Genomic DNA, 19,935 nt, shown 5'->3' with positions numbered 1-19,935 from the left:
TCAGAGGCCCATTCCCAGAATCTTGCCAACGGTGAAAATGTCCTTGTCGCCGCGGCCACAGAGGTTCATCAGGATGATCTGGTCCTTATCCATCGTCGGTGCGCGCTTGACGACTTCGGCCAGCGCATGGCTGGGCTCGAGCGCCGGAATAATGCCTTCCGTGCGGGTCAGCAGCTGGAAGGCGGCCAGCGCCTCGTCATCCTTGATCGGCACGTATTCGACGCGACCGCTGTCCTTCAACCAGGAATGCTCCGGCCCGATGCCCGGATAATCGAGGCCGGCCGAGATCGAATGGCCTTCCTTGATCTGGCCATCGCCATCCTGCAGCAGATAGGTGCGGTTGCCATGCAGAACACCCGGACGACCTGCCGTCAGCGAGGCACAGTGTTCTTCGCCGTCCAGGCCCTTGCCACCGGCTTCGACACCAACGATACGCACGCTCTCGTCATCCAGGAAGGGATGAAAGAGGCCGATTGCGTTCGATCCACCACCGACGGCGGCCACCAGCATGTCCGGCAAACGGCCCTCGGCCGCCATCATCTGCTCGCGGGCTTCCTTGCCGATCACCGACTGGAATTCGCGGACCATTTCCGGATAGGGATGCGGACCGGCTGCGGTGCCGATGATGTAATAGGTGTCATCGACATTGGTGACCCAGTCGCGCAGCGCCTCGTTCATGGCATCCTTCAGCGTGCCATGGCCGGAAGTGACGGGCTTCACCTCGGCACCGAGAAGCTTCATGCGGAAAACGTTCGGCGCCTGGCGCTCCACGTCGGTCGCGCCCATGTAGACGACGCAGGGGAAACCGAAACGGGCGGCAACGGTGGCAGAGGCCACGCCATGCTGTCCGGCACCGGTTTCGGCGATGATGCGCTTCTTGCCCATGCGCTTGGCAAGCAGGATCTGGCCGATGCAGTTGTTGATCTTGTGGCTGCCCGTATGGTTCAGCTCGTCGCGCTTGAAATAGATCTTCGCGCCGCCGAGTTCGGCCGTCAGGCGTTCGGCGAAATAGAGCGGGCTCGGGCGGCCGATATAATGCGTGCCGAGATGGGCAAGCTCCGCCTGGAACTCCGCATCGGTCTTGGCCTTGTTCCACTCCGCCTCGAGATCCAGGATCAGCGGCATCAGGGTCTCGGCGACGAAGCGGCCGCCATAGATCCCGAAACGACCGTCTTCGTCGGGACCGGCCCGGAAGGAATTTGGTTTGAGCGGCTGGTTCACGACTTCACTCCCTTAGAAACGCTGGAACGCCATTGGTCGATCACATCAAAAAAGGCGTTGATCTTTGCGAGGTCCTTGACCCCAGGTGCACTTTCCACGCCGGACGACAGATCCAGACCACGCGCCTTAGTGACGGACATCGCTTCCAGAACGTTGTCCTTGTTCAGGCCACCGGAAAGCATGTAATCCACATTTTCGTCAAGCGCGGACAGGATGGTCCAGTCAAAGGAAACGCCGTTACCGCCAGGAAGATCCGAATGTTCCGGCGCCTTGGCGTCCAGCAGGTACCGATCCGCCAGTCCCTCATAGGCTTCCAGCTTGCGCAGGTCTTCCTTCACGCGCACGGAAAAGGCCTTCATCACCGGCAGGCCGAAGACCGCCTTGATGTTCAACACCCGTTCCGGCGTTTCCGTCCCGTGCAGTTGCAGGATATCCGGCTTCAGGAAGGCGATGATCTCTTCCAGTTCCTCGTTATCCGCATTCACGGTGACGGCGACGATCTTCGCACGTCCCCTCACCCGGTCCGCCAGCGCACCTGCCGTCAGCGGATCGATATGCCGCGGGCTCTTTTCGAAGAAGATGAAGCCGACATGGCTTGCGCCCCGTTCCACCGCCAGGTCGATCGCTTCCGGCGTCTTGAGGCCGCAGATTTTGATGTCTGGTATCATGGAAGGCGAAGTTGCACGAATCGCGCGCCAAGTCGAGGGTCTTTGATGCCGGGTGCCGGCGACAGCGCCTTAGCTGAAGTCGATCGCATGCAGTTGCGAGCCGTGGGTCTTCAGCCAGTGGCGGGCTCTGTCCATGTCCGGGCACAGGTCGGCACAAAGCGCCCAGAACTTCGGACCGTGGTTCATCTCCTTCAGATGTGCCACTTCATGCGCCGCGAGATAATCGATGACGAAGGGCGGCGCCATGACGATGCGCCAGGAAAAGCTCAAATTGCCATCCCAGGAGCAGGACCCCCAGCGGCTGCGGGTATCCTTCATGCTGACAGACTTGACAGGTTTGCCGATGCGCCCGGCATAAATAGCGGACAGCCGCTCCAGATCGTAGCGCGCCTCCTTTTTCAGGAAGGCTTCCAGGCGTCGTCCGAGATGATCCTCCAGACCGCTGACCCGGATGATCGGTTGTCCATCCTCCTCGCTGACTTCCGTCAGTCCTCGCAAGGTGCCGGTATGGACAATCCGGTGCGGCACACCGCGCAGTGCCATCATGCCGCCGGGGCGAAGCGTGTTTTCATCCGAAAACTTGGAAAGCTTCGTGCGCAGCCAGCCATCATGGCGGGTGAGGAAGGCATCCACTTCGCGGGAACGCAGACCGGTCGGCACCGTGAGGCGCAACGCGCGGCCGCCCGGTTCGATGCGCAGCGTGATGCGGGTCGCCTTGGCATGTTCCCGGATCGTCAGCGGCAGCACCTTGTCACCCACGGAGAGAACACGCTCTTCCTTCTTGAGCGGTTTCGGCTTGCGTTTGGGCTTGGCGAGCAGGGAGAACATGGGCTTCTTCTATCCGATTCGGCGATGCGGAGAGCAAGAAAAAACCGGCACCCAAAGGTGCCGGCGGACTGTTTCGTGCGTCTCTTGCCCGTCAGACGGCGGGATAGGACGTGTCTGGACCGCGGTTGCCACGCTCGCGCATGAAGCGGTCGAACTCTTCCTGATCCTTCGCGCGGCGAAGCTCGCGAAGATAGGTGTCGAATTCCTCGCGCATCTCGTCGAGCTTGCGGCGCTGTTCTTCGATGCGGTCGAGCTCGGCCTTTCGCCAATCGTCGAAGGCCCCGTTGCCGGTCGAGAAACCGGGACGGCTGGAGCGGCGATAGCTGCGGCAGCTGTTAAAGAAGCCGTCGGCGCGTTCATTGGCGCTGCGCTTGAAATCGCGCAGGCGGTCGCCGTAGAGAATATAGGCAAGCATGGCGAGGCCAAGGGGCCAGAACACCACGAAGCCCAGGACCATCAGGGCGATCGTTGCCGGAGTCCAATCCGGCCGGATCCATGCAGACTGGTTCATCGGTCGCGTTACCTCGTTTGTGGGCGGGAGGCCCGAATGCTTCCCGCTCACAATCGATGTGGTAGCCCCGCAATGCGCCTTCAAGAAAGCCTTCTCTCAAATCGGCGAAGGCTCTGAATACATTCAAGGAAAACGTAATATAGCCTGGTTTTCAGGCGCTCTTGCCGCCCTTGATCACCCGCGGCACCACCGTTTTGCGAACACCCTTGGTCTGTTCGGCGGCAAACTTCAGGATCCGCGGCGCAATTTCCCGGCGGAAGCGCGAGCCGTTGAACACCCCGTAGTGGCCGACATCCGGCTGAACATAATGCAGGCGCATGTCGTCTGGAATGTTGGTGCAGATCGTCTGCGCCGCCTTGGTCTGGCCGACGCCGGAAATATCGTCATTCTCGCCTTCGATGGTGAGAAGCGCCACCTTGCGGATCTTCGTCGTATCGACGCGGCTGCCGCGATGCATCATCTCGCCCTTCGGCAGGGAATGCTTGATGAAGACGGTATCGACCGTCTGCAGATAAAACTCCGCCGTCAGATCCATGACCGCCAGATATTCGTCATAGAAGTCGCGATGTTTCTCGGCGGACTCGCCGTCGTTCTTCACGAGATGCTGGAAGAAGTCCTTCTGGGCGTTGAGGTGCCGGTCGAGGTTCATCGACATGAAGCCGGAGAGCTGCAGGAAGCCCGGGTAGACGGGACGCATGAAACCAGCATGCGGCCACGGCACCGTCATGATGACATTGTCCTTGAACCACTTCAGCGGACGGTCCTGGGCTAGCTGGTTCACCGCCGTCGGGTTGATGCGCGTATCGATCGGCCCGCCCATCAGCGTCATGGACGCAGGTGCCAGCGGATCATCGGCGCCTTCCATGACCGCCGCAGCGGCCAGAACCGGAACCGACGGCTGGCAGACGGCCACCACATGCGTGTTCGGACCGAGGTGATGGATCATGTCGATGACGTAGTCGATATAATCATCGAGATCGAACAGACCTTCGGTCACCGGGACCGTGCGGGCGTCCTGCCAATCGGTGATGTAGACATCCGCACCCTGGATCAGCGCCTCGACCGTGCCGCGCAACAGCGTCGCATAATGGCCGGACATGGGCGCCACGATCAGGATCTTCGGACCGAGATCGGTGCCCTTCGGCAGATCACGCTCAAAACGGAGAAGATCGCAGAAGGGTCTCGACCAGACCACCTTCTCGGTCACCTTGACGCTCTGGCCGCTGACGGTGGTCGTCGGCAGTCCGAATTCCGGTTTGCCATAACGCCGCGTGGCGCGTTCAAACACTTCCAGCCCCGCCGCCATCGTGCGTCCGAACGTCGTCTCTGCAAGGGGGTTTAGAGGATTGGTATAGAAAAATCGAAGAGCTTCCGTCGCCGCGCGATACGGAGCCATGGCCGCGTGGTTCAACTCATAGAGCTGGTAGAACATGCAAGGCCACCTTTCGTGTTGGTTTTCTTTCGGGTGTTTCTTTCCGGACCCGCCGACCGGACCTGCCTGAGTGTCTAGCATCAAGGGGTAAACTAACAGGTTACAAGTGCAGTGCAACATTGACTGACAGAACTGCACTTATCGCCATTGTGCGACAGGTGGCTGGAACAAGACTTGCGGCGCGCAATTGTTCCGCGCACGAAAACGGGTTTCGTCTGCGGCCTATCATTGAAGTTTAAAGAGAAATTGGAGGGTTGGCTGCGCTTGGTCGAATTGTGACTGACGCCGGCTCTGATGTTTCACGTGAATCAATCCACAGAAAAGATTCACGTGAAACAAATCTTGATTAGATGTCGAGGTTGGCAACGCTCAGCGCGTTGTCCTGGATGAACTCGCGACGGGGTTCGACTTCGTCCCCCATCAGGCGGGCAAACAGCCCGTCGGCATCGGTCGCATCATTGACGCGGACCTGCAGCAGGGAGCGGACGTTCGGGTCGAGCGTGGTTTCCCAAAGCTGCTCGGCATTCATCTCGCCAAGACCTTTGTACCGCTGCATGGAAAGACCCTTGCGGCCGGCGGCGAAGACGGCGTCCAGAAGCGCCCGCGGTCCGGAAATCTCGATCTGTCCTTCCTTGCGCGTCAGCTTCGGCGGGATCGCATAGATCTCGCGCAGGCGGGCCGTCATCTGGTCAATGTAGCGCGCATCGGCCGAACCGATCAGCGCGACGTCGAGCACCGCCACTTCCTTGACGCCACGAACCATCCGCTCAAAACGCAGGCCGCCTTCGGTCGTCACATGGCCGCTCCAGCCGCGCTCGGTCTCCTCGGCAATCAGGTCGAGACGCTGGGCCACTTCGTTTGCCGTCTCCTGGGCCCGTTCCGGATTGTCGGTCAGTTCCGGGTTGAGCGCGCCGGCAATAGCAGCCTGTTCCACGATGGCGCGGCTGTAGCGGGAGTGCAATCCGTCGAGCAGGGTGCGCAGGCGAAGCGCATCGCCGATGACTTCGCGCAGATCTGCCCCCGCACGCACTTCGCCGGACCCCAGCGTCAGCGTTGCTTCGTCCAGGCCCTGGCCGATCAGGTAATCTTCCAGCGCCTTTTCATCCTTCAGGTACTGAACGGACTTGCCGCGCGTGACTTTATAGAGCGGCGGCTGGGCGATGTAGAGATGGCCGCGTTCGATCAGTTCCGGCATCTGGCGGAAGAAGAAGGTGAGCAACAGGGTTCGGATATGCGCGCCGTCCACGTCAGCATCGGTCATGATGATGATCTTGTGGTAACGCAGCTTGTCGGCGTTGAACTCGTCCTTGCCGATCGATGTGCCGAGCGCGGTAATCAGCGTGCCGATTTCCTGGCTGGACAACATCTTGTCGAAACGCGCGCGTTCCACATTGAGGATCTTGCCGCGCAGCGGCAGGATCGCCTGGCTTTCGCGCGACCGGCCCTGCTTGGCCGACCCACCGGCGGAATCGCCCTCGACGAGGAAGAGTTCGGACTTGGACGGATCGCGTTCGGAACAGTCGGCGAGCTTGCCCGGCAGTGATGCGATATCGAGTGCACCCTTGCGGCGGGTCAGTTCACGCGCCTTGCGGGCCGCCTCGCGAGCAATGGCGGCTTCCACCACCTTGCCGACAAGAATCTTGGCTTCCGACGGATGTTCCTCAAACCAGGTGCTGAGCGCCTCGTTGACAAGGTTTTCCACCACCGGGCGGACTTCGGAGGAAACCAGCTTGTCCTTCGTCTGCGACGAGAATTTCGGATCCGGCACCTTGACGGAGAGAACGGCGGTCAGGCCTTCACGGCAGTCTTCGCCCTGCAGCGAAACCTTTTCCTTCTTGAGGATACCGGAGGTATCGGCATAGGATGTGACTTGGCGGGTCAGCGCCGCGCGGAAACCGGCCATATGCGTGCCGCCGTCGCGCTGGGGAATGTTGTTGGTGAAGCAGAGCACGTTCTCGTGGTAGCTGTCGTTCCACCACAAAGCCACTTCGACGGTGATGCCGTCCTTTTCGCCGCGGATTGCCACCGGCTTGTCGACCAGCGGCTTCTTCGCGCGGTCGAGATACCGCACGAAGGCTTCCAGACCGCCGTCATAGAGCATTTCTTCCTGGCGGATATCGGACTTGCGCCGGTCGGTCAGCAGAATGCGGACGCCGGAATTCAGGAAGGCCAGTTCGCGTAGCCGGTGCTCGAGCGTGCCGTAATCGAACTCGGTCTTGGTGAAGGTGTCCGTGCTCGGCAGGAAGGTGACTTCCGTGCCGGAGCGGCCTTCATAATCCCCCGTCACCTTCAGCGGCGCATCGGCAACGCCATGCGTGAAGCTCATCTCGTGGATCTTGCCGGCGCGGCGGATCTTCAGCTTCAGCCAGACCGACAGCGCGTTGACCACCGAGACACCCACGCCATGCAGACCGCCGGACACCTTGTAGGAGTTCTGGTCGAACTTGCCCCCGGCATGCAGCTGCGTCATGATGACTTCGGCGGCAGACACGCCTTCGCCGGTGTGGATGTCGGTCGGGATACCGCGACCATTGTCCGTCACCGTGATCGAGCCATCGGCATTGATCGACACCGTCACCAGATCCGCATGTCCGGCAAGCGATTCATCGATCGCGTTGTCGACCACTTCGTAAACCATGTGATGGAGGCCGGAGCCGTCATCCGTGTCGCCGATATACATGCCAGGCCGCTTGCGTACGGCATCAAGGCCCTTCAGAACCTTGATGGAGTCGGCGCCATATTCTGCACTCGCGCTATCGCTGACGGGTGTATCGCTCATTTTTGTCTTTCTAGTTCTTGACTGCCCACGGTGCGTGGCGAATCACCGTTGTCCTTCCTGCGGACTATAGGGAGTTCCGTGCCTCATTCCAAAGCGTGAGAGACGAAAAATCGGGGATGACAGGACCACTAGCCACGGTTTGCGGCATTTTCCAGCAGCTTCGTCAGTTCGTCTACCATGTCCGGTTCCAGATGGCGAATTTTGCGTGCGAGAAGATTGGCAAGCGCCGTATAGGCCGGCGGCAGGCCGGCAGTATCGACCGTCACCCTCGGATCGGAGCCTTCCGCCAGGCGAAACAGTTCCTCGGCTTCATCCCAGATGATGTTGAAATAGCCGCAGACGCGCTGCAGAAAATCGAAGCTCGGACGCCCGCGACGGCCATGCTCCAAGGCGGACAGATAGGCAGCCGAGACGCCGATGGCCGCCGCCATCTCCTGCTGGCTCACCCCCTTCTGCCGACGCAGTTCGCGCAGGGCCTCTCCGAAGGGCGTCACATTTCGCCTCCCCGTCGGCTGAGACGCACATAGAGCGCACCCTCCCCGCCATGGTGACGCGCGGCCGGCTCATAAGACGAGATAAGAAAGCGGAATTCCGGCTTCGAGAACCACAAGGGAACCGCCCGTTTCAACGCGCCTTCGCTGCCGAGCGAACTGCCCTTGCCGGTGATGATGAGAACATGGCGCATGCCGCGTTCATGCGCGCGCATCAAAAAATCGAGCAACATGCCATGCGCTTCGCTCTGTATCATGCCGTGCAGATCGATCCGCGCCTCCAGCGCCAGACGGCCGCGGGCGATCTTGCGCTTGACCGGTCGCTCGAGCGGATGATGAACGCCCTTGCCGCACTTGGCCGGGTCGGTGTTCTGTTCGGAATCAGCAATCGGGATGGTCTTGGAGACAGGCGAAGAGGAGGACGGCGCCATCTCCTGCTCGTGCAGGAACTCCTCCTCGAACTCCAGGAGTTCTTCCAGGCGCCCCGGCATCGGCTTCGTCGTCTTGGCGACCTTGCCCCACAGGATTCGCTCGTCCGAACTAAGCTTGCGTTCCTTCTTCATCCGGCAAACCTCGGCGCTGCCGCTTTCGGGATGAGAATATGGAAATCCGCGCTGTTGCGCACGGTGCCGGCCAGTTCTCCCGCCTCATCCCCCGATCCGGTAAAAATGTCGCCGCGCGCCGGGCCGACGATGGCGGACCCCGTATCGAGCGCCATCATTAGGCGGGCGAAAGGCCGGCGCTCGTCCAGATGCGTCAATGTTTCGGAGCGGATGAAGAAAGGAAAGCCGAAGGTGTGAATGAGCCGATCGACGGCAAGAGACCGCCCGGCCACCAGCGGCACCTTGGCGGCGGCAATCGGCCCAAGAGAGGGATCGTCCACGGCGGCTTCGCGGAAAAAGATGTAAGACCGATTGTGCCAGAGCACGCCATCGACCTTAGCCGGATTCTCCGCGAGCCAGGCGCGGATCGACTGCATCGAGATCCGGGCGGGATCGATCTCTCCTCGATCAATCAACAACTTGCCGATGGCAGAAAACGGATGGCCCGCCTTGGCCGCATAGGTGATCCGGCACAGCCGACCGTCGGGATAGCGGAGCCGCGCCGCGCCCTGAACATGGGCGAAGAATACATCTACCTTCGATTTCGCCCAGGCGATCTCCAGACCCTGCCCGTCCAGACAGCCTTCATCGATCATCCTGCGATCGAAATAGGGGGAGATCTGGCCATCATGGTTTCGGCCAAAGACGTAGGACGCATCCATGTCCTGTGGTCGATTGGCATCGTCGAGATCGACGAGATCTGCCGGGCGACGGTAGAAGGGATATCGGTAGCCGGAGTCCGGTTTATCGGAGACCTCCACTTCCGGCTCATAGAACGCCGTCACGAAACCTTTCTGGTTGCTTGTCCGCTCGATCAGGAACGGCACGGTTTGCGCCTCGAAGAAAGCGCGTGCCGCTGCCGCATCGGCGGGTGCCGCTTCGATCGCAGCGGACAGCAGGGGTAGAAGATCCGCGGCCGTCAGACCGAGAGAGCCGGTTCGATAGGGCTTGTTCTGACGGATATGTTCAAGACAGCGCTGCATGACGGCAAAGAGGGGGCGGGGATCATCGATCCCCCACCCCCTCAATTCGGAGAAGTCCATCCGCCGGAGAGAAAAGGTCTCCGTCACGATCATTGCTCGGATTCAGTGGCGACCAGTTTCCAGTTCGGGTCGCGGGAGCGCATGTCGCGGGCAAAGGTCCAGATATCGATCACCTCGGCCACGGTTTCCGCGTCACCATCCACCAGCGTACCGGCCTTGTCATAGGTGGCCGAAATCAGCTGGCTGACGATGCGCACCGTCACCTGCTCCTCATGGCCCTTGACCAGTACCTGGGTGATGTCCGCCTTGTCGATGCCGACAAAACTCGACTTGACCACTTCGCCACGCGATTCCCGATCGGCAATCGCCGCTTCGAAGCCTTCGAAGACTTCCTTTGACAGAAGGTTTTTCAATGCCTTCCGGTCGCCATCGGCAAAGGCCATCACGATCATCTCGTAGGCCATGCGGGCGCCATTCAAAAACTCCTTCGGGCGGAAGGTCGGATCAGCCTTTACCAGTTCACGAAGGCCATCGTTCAATGCGGTGCCCGGCTTGGAGACCGCATCGATCTCGGTCCAACGGCTTTCATCATCGGCCTGGTCGCGCCGCGGAAGCGTCACGACCTTGCCGTCGTCGCTTGCCGGCGCTTTTGCAGCATCACGGGCGCTGAACGGATCAACGGGCGGCTTCTCGTGCCCCGTCCGCCGGCCAAGCACGCTGCGCAACTGCAAAAAGATCAGGACGGCTGCCACGAGGAAAAAAAGAGTGATGAAGTCGTTCGCGCCCATTTTCACCCGGGATGTCGTTGGAATTGGAAAGGTTCATCCTCATATAGTCATATCTGGCGATCATTCAAATACCGTGGCGAGTGTTCGCGCAAACATCATCAACGCTTTACCGTGAGCTCATGCGCCTTTTTCTGTTTCCGCTCCTGTTTTTCGGCCTGCCGCTTCTCGAGATTGCCGGTTTCGTGATCGTCGGAAACTGGCTTGGCCTCTGGCCAACTCTGGGGCTCGTGATGCTGTCCGGTTTCGCCGGCATTGTTCTCCTGCGCCTGCAAGGGCTTTCACTTCTGCGCGAAATCAACGAAGAAGGCCGCCAGGGCCGTGTTCCTGGCAAGGCGATCGTCAGCGGCGCCATGATCGTGGTTGCGGCCATCCTGCTCATCATTCCCGGCTTCGTCAGCGACATCGTCGGCATCCTGCTGTTCCTGCCACCGGTGCGCCAGTTGCTCTGGGACCTCATCGGTCGCAATGTCGTGGTGCGGACGCAGTATGCCGGCGGAGGTTATCCGGGCGCTCGAGGCGGTGGTGACCCCAGGACGATCGACCTCGACGAAGGAGACTTCGAGCGCAAGCCGGATCCCTCGTCCCCCTGGTCGGATCGTCGGCTGGATGAGCCCTGAGCGCAGGGCCTGCGGCGGGGCCGGAGGGTTGTAAGGCTTTCGGCGAAGTGTTAGAGGGCCGAAACGACCGAAGCCGAGGAACAGCCAATGGCCAACGAAACTGAAACGCAATCTCCGTCGCTCACGATCCTTGCCCAGTACACGAAGGACCTCTCCTTCGAAAACCCGGGTGCGCCCCGCTCGCTGCAGGCTCGCGACAAGGCTCCGTCGATCAATATCAATGTGAACGTCAATGCCAATCCGCTGTCCGACACGGATTTCGACGTGATCCTGACGCTGAGCGCCGATGCCAAGGACGGCGACAAGGTCGTTTTCGTCACCGAGCTGGTGTATGGCGGCGTTTTCCGCATCACCGGTTTCCCGCAGGAACACATGCTCCCGGTTCTCTTCATCGAGTGCCCGCGCCTGCTCTTCCCCTTCGCACGCCAGATCATTTCTGATGTGACGCGCAATGGCGGCTTCCCGCCGCTGATGATCGACCCGATCGATTTCGGCCAGATGTTTGCCCAGCGCGTTGCCGAAGAACAGGCCCGCTCGCAGGGTCAGACGCTGAACAGCTGATTGCTCACGGCATCATCTGCAAACATCAAAAAGCCCGGCTCGACCGGGCTTTTTTGTGGCTACTGGTAGCGGGCCCAGAGGGCCTTGTCGCCCATGCTCTTGACCATCGCCTGATGGGCTTCCACCTCTTCCGGCGTCAGCCGCGGGACAAGCGGCCTTGGCCGGGCAAGCGCAGTGATATCCACCTCCTCCACCTCGACCACCGTCGTTACCCGCTCGGCTCCGCCAAGACCCAGTGCCGCCTGTCGACCACCGATCATCTCGATGTAGACTTCGGCGAGAAGCTCGGAGTCGAGCAGGGCGCCGTGCTTCGTGCGGTGCGAATTGTCGATGCCATACCGGCGGCAGAGCGCGTCCAGTGTGTTCGGACCCATCGGGTTCTTGCGACGCGCCATGGAGAGCGTGTCGATCACCTGTTCCTGCGGCACCGGTGGGAGGCCGAGCCTGGCAAACTCGGCATTGATGAAGCCCATATCGAAGGTCGCGTTATGGGCGATCCATTTTGCGCCCTCAAAGAAGGCCTGCAGATCCTCGACGATTTCCGCAAAGTTCGGCTTATCCTTCAGGAAGTCATCGGTAATGCCGTGCACGGCAAGCGCATCCGGATGCACCTTGCGATCGCCCGGATTGATGTAGACGTGAAAGGTCCTCCCCGTCGGAAAATGGTTCAGCAGCTCGATGCCGCCGATTTCGATGACCCGGTCGGAGCGGTTGTCGAGACCGGTGGTTTCCGTATCGAAGATGATCTCACGCATCGGCTGTTCCCTGCCCTTGTCCGCTTCGAAGTTCCGCAATAATGGCCTTGACCCTAGCACGGGCGGCGTCCAGCCCAGCGCCCGTATCGATCAGGAAATCGGCTCGTGCACGCTTTTCCCCATCCGGCACCTGCCGCGACAGGATCAGCTGGAATTTTTCTTCCGTCATGCCAGGCCTCGCCAGTACCCGCTGGCGCTGGATCTCGGCATCGCAGGTCACCACGACCACGACATCCACCCGATCCGCGGCTCCGGTTTCGAAGAGGAGCGGAATATCGAGGACGACCATATCCGCACCGGCCGCTTGTTGCTCCCGCAAAAACGCCTCTTCGCGCGCCCGTACCAGCGGATGTACGATCGCCTCCAGACGCTTGAAGCCGCCAGGATCGGCGGCCAGACGGCGCCCGAGCTCGCTCCGATCGATGACCCCATCCCGAGCAACACCCGGAAAGGCCGCCTCGACCGGCTGAACCGCTTCGCCACGGTAAAGGTCATGCACCACCGCATCGGCATCGTTCACCGCAATCCCTTCGGCGGCGAATAGGCCAGCTGTGGTGGATTTCCCCATGCCGATCGATCCGGTGAGCCCGATCCTGATCATCAATGCGCGTCCATATCGGCAATCACCAGCGCGCGGACGGTGTCATCGACCACTGGACGCTGCCCGAACCATTTCTCAAAACCCGGAACGGCTTGGTGCAACAGCATGCCGAGGCCATCGACCGCGGTGAAACCCTGTGCTCGTGCCTGCGCCAGCGTCGGAGTCTCAAGAGGAACGTAGACAATGTCCGTCACCACCGCCTTGGCGTCCATCACCCTAAAATCGATGTCCAACGAACCTTCGCCATCCATGCCAAGCGACGTCGTATTGATAAAGAGACCGGCGCCCTGCATGACCTCCGTCAAAGCGCCCATCGGATGGGCGTGCACCCTGGCACCAAAGCGGTCCGCCAATTCCTGCGCCCGCGCCTCGGTTCGATTGACGACATGGATCTCCGAGACACCGCGATCGCGCACCGCCTGGATGATGGCCCGGCTCGCACCGCCGGCACCCAGGATGACAGCACGAGACGTCTCATCCCAGCCGCGCGCCCGTTCATCCAGGTTGGCGGCAAAGCCATAACCATCGGTATTCGTGGCCTTCAGCCTGCCCTCGTCCAACCAGAGCGTGTTGGCGGCACCCAGTTCCTTTGCCAGCTCATCCGGCTCATCGGCAAGTGCGCAGGCCCGCTCCTTGTGGGGAATGGTGACATTGCCACCTTGAAATTCCCCGCTTGTTCTCAGCTCGCCGAGAAAACCATCTAGCTCCGTCGCCTGCACTTCGATCGCCTGATAGGAGCCGGCAATCCGGAAATTTTTCAGCCAATAGCCGTGAATCATCGGCGACCGGGAGTGGCGGATAGGCGTTCCAATCACGAAGGCCTTTTTTTGTGTTTCACGTGAATCAATCATTAACAGCCCCAAGCTCCCTTAACGCTTTCAGCAGAGGCAACATCGGCAGGCCGAGGATGGTAAAGTAGTCGCCGCCTATCGATTCAAATAGCCGGATTCCCTCGCCCTCCAGCTGATAGGCGCCGACACTCGTCATCACCGCATCCCCGACGCTTGCCAGGTAACGATCAACGAAATCGGGCGACAGCACCCGCACCGTCATGGCTGCCCTCGCGACGATCTGCCAAACCACCGCACCGTTTCGAACAATGGCAACACCGCTGTTGAGATGATGTGTCTGGCCGGAGAGCGACAACAGGTTTTCGCGCGCCTCCTGAAGGGAGGCCGGCTTGTGATAGACGCGGTGACTGAGCGACATGGTCTGGTCCGACCCGATGACAAAGGCATCCGGAAACCGGGTGCTGACATCCAGCGCCTTTGCTCTTGCCAATTCGAGCGCCACGGTTTCCGGCGTGGCATTTTGCGCGGCCAGTTTCGCCTCGATCGCCCGTTCATCGATCGACGCTGCCTGGGCGACAAAATCCAGACCGGCATTCTGCATCAGCAGACGTCGGAACGGACTGGAGGAGGCAAGCACGAGCGGCTGGGTCACGGAGAGCACTCCTGAGATTGCGGCATGGATTCGGCATTATCGCAGCTTCGGTCTTAGAGCAACGATGGCTGCTGCCGTTTCTTCGATCGAGCGGCGCGTGACGTCGATGATCGGCCACTGATGGCGGGCGCACAAGGCGCGCGCATATTTCAGTTCCTCATTGATATTGGCGCGATCGGTATAATGACTGCGGTCAAAGCCCGCGACGGTGCCGAGCTCGCGGTTTTCCCGAACCTGCGAAATGCGATCCGTCGTTGCGATCAGCCCGACGATCAGCGGCTTGGTGGCCGATAACAGGGAGGCCGGCAGCGGCACATCCGGCACGATCGGAATGTTGGCCGCCTTGATGCCGCGATTGGCGAGATAGATGCAGGTGGGCGTTTTGGAGGTGCGGCTGATGCCGACAATCACCACATCCGCCTCGTCATAACTGTCCGCCATCTGCCCGTCATCGTGATCCATCGCGAAATTCAGCGCATCAATGCGGCGGAAGTAATCTGCGTTGAGGGCATGTTGCGCGCCGACACGGCGCCGCGATCGATCGCCGAGATAGGCCTGGAAGGTTGCGAGCACCGGTTCCAGCAGATTGACACTTGGAACTCCCAACTCCTTGCAGCGTTGATCGACATGATTGGCGAGATCCTGATCGACGATTGTATAGAGCACGATGCCGGGCTTCTCATCGATCGCCTGCAGGACCGGCATCAACTGACGACGATTGCGGATGAGCGGATAGACATGTTCGATCGGCAGGGCGGAGCGAAACTGCGCCGACGCGGCGCGGCCAGCGGAGATCAGCGTTTCACCCGTTGAGTCAGATATCAGGTGCAGATGGAAGAAGCTTTTGCGGTTCTCCACGTTAATCTTCATCCTCTGTTCATAACCTGGGAAAAGGTCGGGCGATTCTGCGGCGAGATCCGCGGCGGAAGGATAAGTGGCAATTTATCCACATTCGACCCAACTGTGGCGAGGCTTTTTCCACGGCTGTGGGAAACTCGAAGCGAGGATAGCAAGCTCCGAACGCTTCACAGGTTATCCACAAGAGCGAGGAACCGGTTCCATTGATGAAGATGCTGATTCAAAACGCCAAAAGCGACCGGCCACCACATTTATCCCGACATCTCATAATTCTCTCCCGGTTGAGCCGTGTTGTCGCACTGGAGCCCGCTGGACTGTGCAAAGAGAATGATCCTTGATACTCACCGACTCTAAGAATCATCAAATCAGAAGTTTCTAGATTTCTTTGTTTTGGAGGACACCCTCTTGGCTGCAGTACGCCGCAAGGTGATGGAGGTCCTGAACGGATCGACCGTTTCGCCACCCCCCATCTGGCTGATGAGACAGGCAGGCCGCTACCTCCCGGAATATCGCAAGACGCGGGCGGAAGCCGGGAGCTTTCTCGATCTCTGTTATTCGCCGGATCTGGCAACGGAAGTGACCCTTCAGCCGATCCGGCGTTACGGCTTTGACGCGGCTATCCTGTTTTCGGATATCCTGGTCATTCCGGATGCGCTGAACCGCAACGTGCATTTCGTCGAAGGCTCCGGCCCACGTATGGACCCGATCGACGAGGCTGGTATTGCGGCGCTGAGCGCAGAGGGGGTGCAGGAGCACCTGAGGCCGGTGATCCAGACGGTGGGACAGATCCGTGCCTCTCTGCCGGCGGAAACGACGCTTCTCGGGTTCTGTGGCGCGCCCTGGACGGTTGCCACCTATATGATCGCCGGACATGGCACGCCCGACCAGGCCCCTGGCCGCCTGTTCGGTTATCGTCACCGGAAGGCCTTCGACAAGCTCCTGTCGCTGCTGGCGGAGCTTTCCGCGGATTATCTCGTGGCACAGATCGATGCCGGTGCCGACGCCGTGCAGATCTTCGACAGCTGGGCCGGTGTTCTTGGAGAGGCGGAATTTGAGGCTTTCGCGGTGGAGCCGGTCGCCCGCGTCATCCGCTCGGTCAAATCACGGCGTCCGCAGGCGAAGGTTATCGCCTTTGCCAAAGGCGCCGGCATGAACCTCAAGAACTATCGCCAGAGAACAGGCGCCGACATGATCGGGCTCGACTGGTCCGTGCCGCTGAGCTTTGCTGCCGAGCTCCAGAAGGATGGGCCGGTGCAGGGCAATCTCGATCCGATGCGGGTCGTTGCCGGCGGTGAGGCGCTGGACGACGGCATTGATCGGATCCTGTCCGTGCTCGGCAATGGTCCCCTCGTCTTCAACCTCGGCCACGGCATCACGCCGGATGCCAAGCCCGAACACGTCTCGCAGCTGGTGCAGCGAGTGAGGGGTTGAGCGATGGAAAAGCAGACGGATGCCATTCCCGGTAACAAGGCGGCGTTGCGGGCTGCGGTGGCGCTTGCCGTCTTCCTCGGTCTGTTGGGTGGCATCTACCTGCTCCGCCCGGATGATCTTTACCTGTGGCTGAAGGCGTTTCACGTCATCGCTGTGATTGCCTGGATGGCGGGGCTTTTCTACCTGCCGCGGCTCTTCATCTACCACACGGATGCGCCGGTTGGATCAGAACAGTCGGAAACCTTCAAGGTCATGGAACGCCGGCTGCTAAAGGTCATCATGAACCCGGCCATGATGATCAGCTGGGCGCTTGGCCTCTATCTCGCCTATGACGGTTTCCGGTTCCAGGGCGGCTGGCTGCATGCCAAAATCCTGCTGGTCGTGCTTCTGACGCTCGCCCACATGCACCAGAGCCGGGCTGTCCGTCAGTTTGGCGTCGATGGCCCACGCCAATCCGCACGCTACTGGCGCATGATGAACGAGGTGCCGACCATCCTGATGATGCTGATCGTCATTCTCGTGATCGTGAAGCCGTTCTGACTTTCGGAGAATTGTTTTCATCCCCCCTTGCGATGCTAAGTCCGAACGGTTATTTTCGCCGCACTTCTCTCTCGTAGTTTGTGTGCACATCAGACATCCGCGGCAGGCCGCGGAAGCATCTTCACAAACACGCCACTTCCCTCAAAAGTCCAAAGCGGTCCTTCTTCATGGCTGAAATGAAGCTTCAAGAACTCAAGAGCAAGTCGCCCACCGACCTGCTGACCTTCGCCGAATCCCTGGAGGTCGAAAACGCGAGCACGATGCGCAAGCAGGAACTGATGTTCGCGATCCTGAAGGTTCTTGCCAGCCAGGACGTGGAAATCATCGGCGAAGGCGTCGTCGAAGTCTTGCAGGATGGTTTTGGTTTCCTGCGTTCGGCCAATGCGAATTACCTTCCGGGCCCGGACGACATCTATATTTCTCCGTCGCAGATCCGTCGTTTTTCGCTGAAGACCGGTGACACCGTGGAGGGCCCGATCCGTGGGCCGAAGGAAGGCGAACGGTATTTTGCCCTTCTGAAGGTCAACACGATCAACTTCGACGATCCGGAGAAGATCCGCCACAAGGTGCATTTCGACAATTTGACGCCGCTCTATCCCAATGAGCGCTTCAAGATGGAACTCGATGTCCCGACGTCGAAGGATCTGTCCGCCCGAGTGATCGATCTTGTCGCACCGCTCGGCAAGGGGCAGCGTGGCCTCATCGTCGCGCCGCCGCGCACGGGTAAAACCGTTCTGCTGCAGAACATTGCCCATTCCATCACTGCCAACCATCCGGAATGCTACCTGATCGTTCTTCTGATTGATGAACGTCCGGAAGAAGTGACGGACATGCAGCGCTCGGTGCGCGGTGAAGTGGTATCTTCGACCTTCGACGAACCGGCGGTCCGCCATGTTCAGGTCGCTGAAATGGTCATCGAAAAGGCCAAGCGCCTCGTTGAACACGGCCGTGACGTTGTCATCCTACTCGATTCGATCACCCGCCTCGGCCGCGCCTATAACACCGTCGTGCCGTCTTCCGGCAAGGTTCTGACCGGTGGTGTAGATGCCAACGCGCTACAGCGGCCGAAGCGTTTCTTTGGTGCTGCCCGTAACATCGAAGAAGGCGGTTCGCTGACGATCATTGCGACCGCGCTGATCGACACCGGCAGCCGCATGGACGAAGTCATCTTCGAAGAGTTCAAGGGTACCGGCAACTCGGAAATCGTGCTGGACCGCAAGGTCGCCGACAAGCGCATCTTCCCGGCGATGGATATCCTCAAGTCCGGTACGCGCAAGGAAGACCTGCTCGTGCCGCGGCAGGATCTCCAGAAAATCTTTGTACTTCGCCGTATTCTTGCACCGATGGGCACGACCGACGCGATCGAGTTCCTCATCGACAAGCTCAAGCAGACCAAGAACAACGGTGATTTCTTCGACTCGATGAACACGTAACGAATAGCCGGATTCGGATCGCCTCAATGGTTCGAGGTCCGGCTGACTTCGTTGGTTTGGGTGGATGACAGACCTCGATACGATCTTTGCACTGTCGAGCGGCCCGACGCCCTCCGGCGTGGCGCTCATCAGGATCAGCGGACCGGCTGCGTTTCACGCGGCCGGTTTTCTCGTTGAAAACCTTCCGCAAACCCGCTCCATGGTCCTGCGGTCGATTCGACGACGAAACAGAGAGCTGATCGATAGCGGCCTGGTTCTTGTTTTCCCCGGCCCTGCCTCCTTTACAGGGGAGGATTGCGTGGAGTTGCAGGTTCATGGTAGCCGCGCAGTGGTGAACGCGATCTTCTCAGAATTGCGGGACCTGGGACTTCGTCCGGCCGAAGCCGGGGAATTTACCCAGAGGGCCTTCCATCATGGCAAGCTTGATCTGGTGGAGGTTGAAGGTCTTGGTGATCTGATCTCCGCCGAGACAGAGATGCAGCGTCGCCTCGCCATCGAACAAAGCGCCGGCGGCCTTTCCAGGCGTTACCATGACTGGGCAACAGCCCTCACCCGCGCTCGGGCGTTGATCGAAGCGGAACTCGATTTTGCCGATGAGGATGATGTGCCCGGTTCCGTCTCGGACCAGGTGTGGCTCGATGTGGCCAGGATCGCGCGCGAGATCGAACGACAGATCGCCGCAACCGAAAAGGCGGGTTCCGTGCGGGACGCCTTCAAGGTGGTCATCCTTGGACCTCCCAATGCCGGAAAGTCGAGCTTCCTCAATGCGTTGGTCGAGCGCGACGTGGCGATTGTAACGGAGATTGCCGGCACGACGCGGGATGTTATCGAGGTTGACCTCGATCTGGATGGTTTTCGCGTTCGCCTCTCCGACACCGCTGGTCTGCGAGAGACAGACGACCGTGTGGAGCAGGAAGGCATTCGGCGGGCTCACCGTGCGGCCGAGAATGCAGATCTTGTTTTGCTGCTGCAAGAGATCGATTCGCCTCCGCAACATTTGTTGGGCCTACAGCCGGACCAAGCCGTTCTTCGTATCGGAACCAAGGGAGATCAGCATCCTGCGCAGACCGGTGGGTTTGATATCCGCCTTTCTGTCGAGACCGGAGAAGGACTGGATCAGATCCGCGCGGCGATCGTGGAGCGTGCCGGTGTCAACTGGGCCGCTATCGCCGGCCTCGGGGCCGGTCGCTTGCGCCATGTTAGCCATCTGCAGAAGGCTTTTCATTTTCTGCAGGAAGCGCTAAGGGGAAGCGAACTTGATCTTCGCGCGGAAAGCCTTCGGTTGGCGGCTGATGCTCTCGGTCGTATTACCGGCCGTGTTGATGTGGAAGATATGCTCGACGTCATTTTCTCGGAGTTCTGTATCGGGAAGTGACTCACGTGAAACACTGCC

General features: G+C 60.1%; 21 protein-coding genes. 6 read left to right on the top strand and 15 right to left on the bottom strand.

Translation table 11 applies throughout. The features are described from left to right. The 10 genes from trpB to G6N78_RS07940 all read right to left on the bottom strand — a co-directional run bounded on the left by trpB (position 1) and on the right by G6N78_RS07940 (position 10,303). Positions 1-1,221 carry a tryptophan synthase subunit beta gene (gene trpB, locus G6N78_RS07985; protein WP_165217229.1) on the bottom strand — a complete coding sequence of 407 codons (1,221 nt, stop codon included), beginning with the start codon at positions 1,219-1,221 and terminating at the stop codon, positions 1-3. Then, positions 1,218-1,889: a phosphoribosylanthranilate isomerase gene (locus G6N78_RS07980; protein ID WP_165217227.1), complete on the bottom strand. Its 672-nt coding sequence runs from the start codon at positions 1,887-1,889 to the stop codon at positions 1,218-1,220. Before G6N78_RS07980 ends, trpB begins: the two co-directional genes overlap by 4 nt. 69 nt (positions 1,890-1,958) lie before the next feature. Continuing rightward, positions 1,959-2,717 (bottom strand): M48 family metallopeptidase, encoded by a 759-nt coding sequence (locus G6N78_RS07975; RefSeq protein WP_165217225.1) that lies wholly within the window; start codon positions 2,715-2,717, stop codon positions 1,959-1,961. Between the two features lie 91 nt (positions 2,718-2,808). Further along, positions 2,809-3,228: a DUF2852 domain-containing protein gene (locus G6N78_RS07970; protein ID WP_165217223.1), complete on the bottom strand. Its 420-nt coding sequence runs from the start codon at positions 3,226-3,228 to the stop codon at positions 2,809-2,811. A gap of 151 nt (positions 3,229-3,379) precedes the next feature. Beyond that, positions 3,380-4,660 (bottom strand): polyhydroxyalkanoate depolymerase, encoded by a 1,281-nt coding sequence (locus G6N78_RS07965; protein ID WP_165217221.1) that lies wholly within the window; start codon positions 4,658-4,660, stop codon positions 3,380-3,382. A 346-nt stretch (positions 4,661-5,006) separates the two neighbouring features. After that, positions 5,007-7,439, bottom strand: a complete 2,433-nt coding sequence (gene gyrB, locus G6N78_RS07960) for a DNA topoisomerase (ATP-hydrolyzing) subunit B (RefSeq protein WP_165217219.1) — start codon at positions 7,437-7,439, stop codon at positions 5,007-5,009. A 128-nt stretch (positions 7,440-7,567) separates the two neighbouring features. Continuing rightward, positions 7,568-7,933, bottom strand: coding sequence for a helix-turn-helix domain-containing protein (locus G6N78_RS07955; RefSeq protein ID WP_165217217.1), 366 nt, complete (start codon positions 7,931-7,933; stop codon positions 7,568-7,570). Then, on the bottom strand, positions 7,930-8,493 hold the full coding sequence (locus G6N78_RS07950; RefSeq protein WP_165217215.1) for a Smr/MutS family protein: 564 nt from the start codon (positions 8,491-8,493) through the stop codon (positions 7,930-7,932). The genes G6N78_RS07955 and G6N78_RS07950 overlap by 4 nt, the downstream gene beginning before the upstream one ends. Then, entirely contained in the window at positions 8,490-9,608 is a 1,119-nt protein-coding gene (gene mltA, locus G6N78_RS07945; RefSeq protein WP_165217213.1) for a murein transglycosylase A, read from the bottom strand. The genes G6N78_RS07950 and mltA overlap by 4 nt, the downstream gene beginning before the upstream one ends. After that, positions 9,605-10,303 carry a Tim44/TimA family putative adaptor protein gene (locus G6N78_RS07940; RefSeq protein WP_165221484.1) on the bottom strand — a complete coding sequence of 233 codons (699 nt, stop codon included), beginning with the start codon at positions 10,301-10,303 and terminating at the stop codon, positions 9,605-9,607. The genes mltA and G6N78_RS07940 overlap by 4 nt, the downstream gene beginning before the upstream one ends. A gap of 119 nt (positions 10,304-10,422) precedes the next feature. Between G6N78_RS07940 and G6N78_RS07935 the strand changes: the two genes are divergently transcribed. Further along, entirely contained in the window at positions 10,423-10,920 is a 498-nt protein-coding gene (locus G6N78_RS07935) for an FxsA family protein (RefSeq protein WP_165217211.1), read from the top strand. A gap of 87 nt (positions 10,921-11,007) precedes the next feature. Continuing rightward, a complete protein-coding gene (secB, locus tag G6N78_RS07930) occupies positions 11,008-11,481 on the top strand; it encodes a protein-export chaperone SecB (RefSeq protein WP_165217209.1) in 474 nt (157 codons plus the stop codon). A 59-nt stretch (positions 11,482-11,540) separates the two neighbouring features. On the opposite strand, the gene dnaQ is transcribed toward secB, so the two are convergent. From dnaQ to G6N78_RS07905, 5 genes are read right to left on the bottom strand one after another with little or no spacing between them, the layout of a single operon-like run. Then, positions 11,541-12,236 (bottom strand): DNA polymerase III subunit epsilon, encoded by a 696-nt coding sequence (gene dnaQ, locus G6N78_RS07925; protein ID WP_165217207.1) that lies wholly within the window; start codon positions 12,234-12,236, stop codon positions 11,541-11,543. Then, complete coding sequence (coaE, locus tag G6N78_RS07920) at positions 12,229-12,837, bottom strand: dephospho-CoA kinase (protein WP_165217205.1); 609 nt, start codon at positions 12,835-12,837, stop codon at positions 12,229-12,231. Before coaE ends, dnaQ begins: the two co-directional genes overlap by 8 nt. Then, the gene (locus tag G6N78_RS07915; RefSeq protein WP_165217203.1) at positions 12,837-13,688 is read right to left on the bottom strand and encodes a shikimate dehydrogenase; all 852 of its coding nucleotides are present in this window, start codon (positions 13,686-13,688) and stop codon (positions 12,837-12,839) included. The genes coaE and G6N78_RS07915 overlap by 1 nt, the downstream gene beginning before the upstream one ends. Beyond that, entirely contained in the window at positions 13,681-14,280 is a 600-nt protein-coding gene (locus G6N78_RS07910; protein ID WP_165217201.1) for a Maf-like protein, read from the bottom strand. Before G6N78_RS07910 ends, G6N78_RS07915 begins: the two co-directional genes overlap by 8 nt. 36 nt (positions 14,281-14,316) lie before the next feature. Beyond that, positions 14,317-15,138: a pyruvate, water dikinase regulatory protein gene (locus G6N78_RS07905; RefSeq protein ID WP_165221481.1), complete on the bottom strand. Its 822-nt coding sequence runs from the start codon at positions 15,136-15,138 to the stop codon at positions 14,317-14,319. Between the two features lie 405 nt (positions 15,139-15,543). Here G6N78_RS07905 and hemE point away from each other — a divergent pair, with 405 nt between their 5' ends. From hemE to mnmE, 4 genes are all read left to right on the top strand, one after another. Then, complete coding sequence (gene hemE / locus G6N78_RS25700; protein ID WP_206531621.1) at positions 15,544-16,569, top strand: uroporphyrinogen decarboxylase; 1,026 nt, start codon at positions 15,544-15,546, stop codon at positions 16,567-16,569. Between the two features lie 3 nt (positions 16,570-16,572). Next, positions 16,573-17,109, top strand: coding sequence for a protoporphyrinogen oxidase HemJ (gene hemJ, locus G6N78_RS25695; RefSeq protein WP_206531620.1), 537 nt, complete (start codon positions 16,573-16,575; stop codon positions 17,107-17,109). Between the two features lie 167 nt (positions 17,110-17,276). Beyond that, positions 17,277-18,542, top strand: coding sequence for a transcription termination factor Rho (gene rho / locus G6N78_RS07895; RefSeq protein WP_139346276.1), 1,266 nt, complete (start codon positions 17,277-17,279; stop codon positions 18,540-18,542). 64 nt (positions 18,543-18,606) lie between these two features. Then, positions 18,607-19,917: a tRNA uridine-5-carboxymethylaminomethyl(34) synthesis GTPase MnmE gene (gene mnmE / locus G6N78_RS07890; RefSeq protein ID WP_165217199.1), complete on the top strand. Its 1,311-nt coding sequence runs from the start codon at positions 18,607-18,609 to the stop codon at positions 19,915-19,917. The last annotated feature ends 18 nt before the right edge of the window (positions 19,918-19,935 follow it).

It is taken from the genome of Allorhizobium pseudoryzae (assembly GCF_011046245.1).
GTDB lineage: Bacteria > Pseudomonadota > Alphaproteobacteria > Rhizobiales > Rhizobiaceae > Neorhizobium > Neorhizobium pseudoryzae.
This window is presented reverse-complemented; position numbering and strand designations above follow the sequence as displayed.

Excerpts from the sequence above, each read along its gene's own strand:
- gyrB (WP_165217219.1), bottom strand. The coding sequence starts at position 7,439 with ATGAGCGATACACCCGTCAGCGATAGCGCGAGTGCAGAATATGGCGCC.
- G6N78_RS07940 (WP_165221484.1), bottom strand. The coding sequence starts at position 10,303 with ATGGGCGCGAACGACTTCATCACTCTTTTTTTCCTCGTGGCAGCCGTC.
- mnmE (WP_165217199.1), top strand. The coding sequence starts at position 18,607 with ATGACAGACCTCGATACGATCTTTGCACTGTCGAGCGGCCCGACGCCC.
- G6N78_RS07965 (WP_165217221.1), bottom strand. The coding sequence starts at position 4,660 with ATGTTCTACCAGCTCTATGAGTTGAACCACGCGGCCATGGCTCCGTAT.
- G6N78_RS07980 (WP_165217227.1), bottom strand. The coding sequence starts at position 1,889 with ATGATACCAGACATCAAAATCTGCGGCCTCAAGACGCCGGAAGCGATC.
- G6N78_RS07970 (WP_165217223.1), bottom strand. The coding sequence starts at position 3,228 with ATGAACCAGTCTGCATGGATCCGGCCGGATTGGACTCCGGCAACGATC.
- rho (WP_139346276.1), top strand. The coding sequence starts at position 17,277 with ATGGCTGAAATGAAGCTTCAAGAACTCAAGAGCAAGTCGCCCACCGAC.
- mltA (WP_165217213.1), bottom strand. The coding sequence starts at position 9,608 with ATGATCGTGACGGAGACCTTTTCTCTCCGGCGGATGGACTTCTCCGAA.
- G6N78_RS07915 (WP_165217203.1), bottom strand. The coding sequence starts at position 13,688 with ATGATTGATTCACGTGAAACACAAAAAAAGGCCTTCGTGATTGGAACG.
- secB (WP_165217209.1), top strand. The coding sequence starts at position 11,008 with ATGGCCAACGAAACTGAAACGCAATCTCCGTCGCTCACGATCCTTGCC.
- G6N78_RS07975 (WP_165217225.1), bottom strand. The coding sequence starts at position 2,717 with ATGTTCTCCCTGCTCGCCAAGCCCAAACGCAAGCCGAAACCGCTCAAG.
- dnaQ (WP_165217207.1), bottom strand. The coding sequence starts at position 12,236 with ATGCGTGAGATCATCTTCGATACGGAAACCACCGGTCTCGACAACCGC.
- G6N78_RS07950 (WP_165217215.1), bottom strand. The coding sequence starts at position 8,493 with ATGAAGAAGGAACGCAAGCTTAGTTCGGACGAGCGAATCCTGTGGGGC.
- hemJ (WP_206531620.1), top strand. The coding sequence starts at position 16,573 with ATGGAAAAGCAGACGGATGCCATTCCCGGTAACAAGGCGGCGTTGCGG.
- G6N78_RS07935 (WP_165217211.1), top strand. The coding sequence starts at position 10,423 with ATGCGCCTTTTTCTGTTTCCGCTCCTGTTTTTCGGCCTGCCGCTTCTC.
- coaE (WP_165217205.1), bottom strand. The coding sequence starts at position 12,837 with ATGATCAGGATCGGGCTCACCGGATCGATCGGCATGGGGAAATCCACC.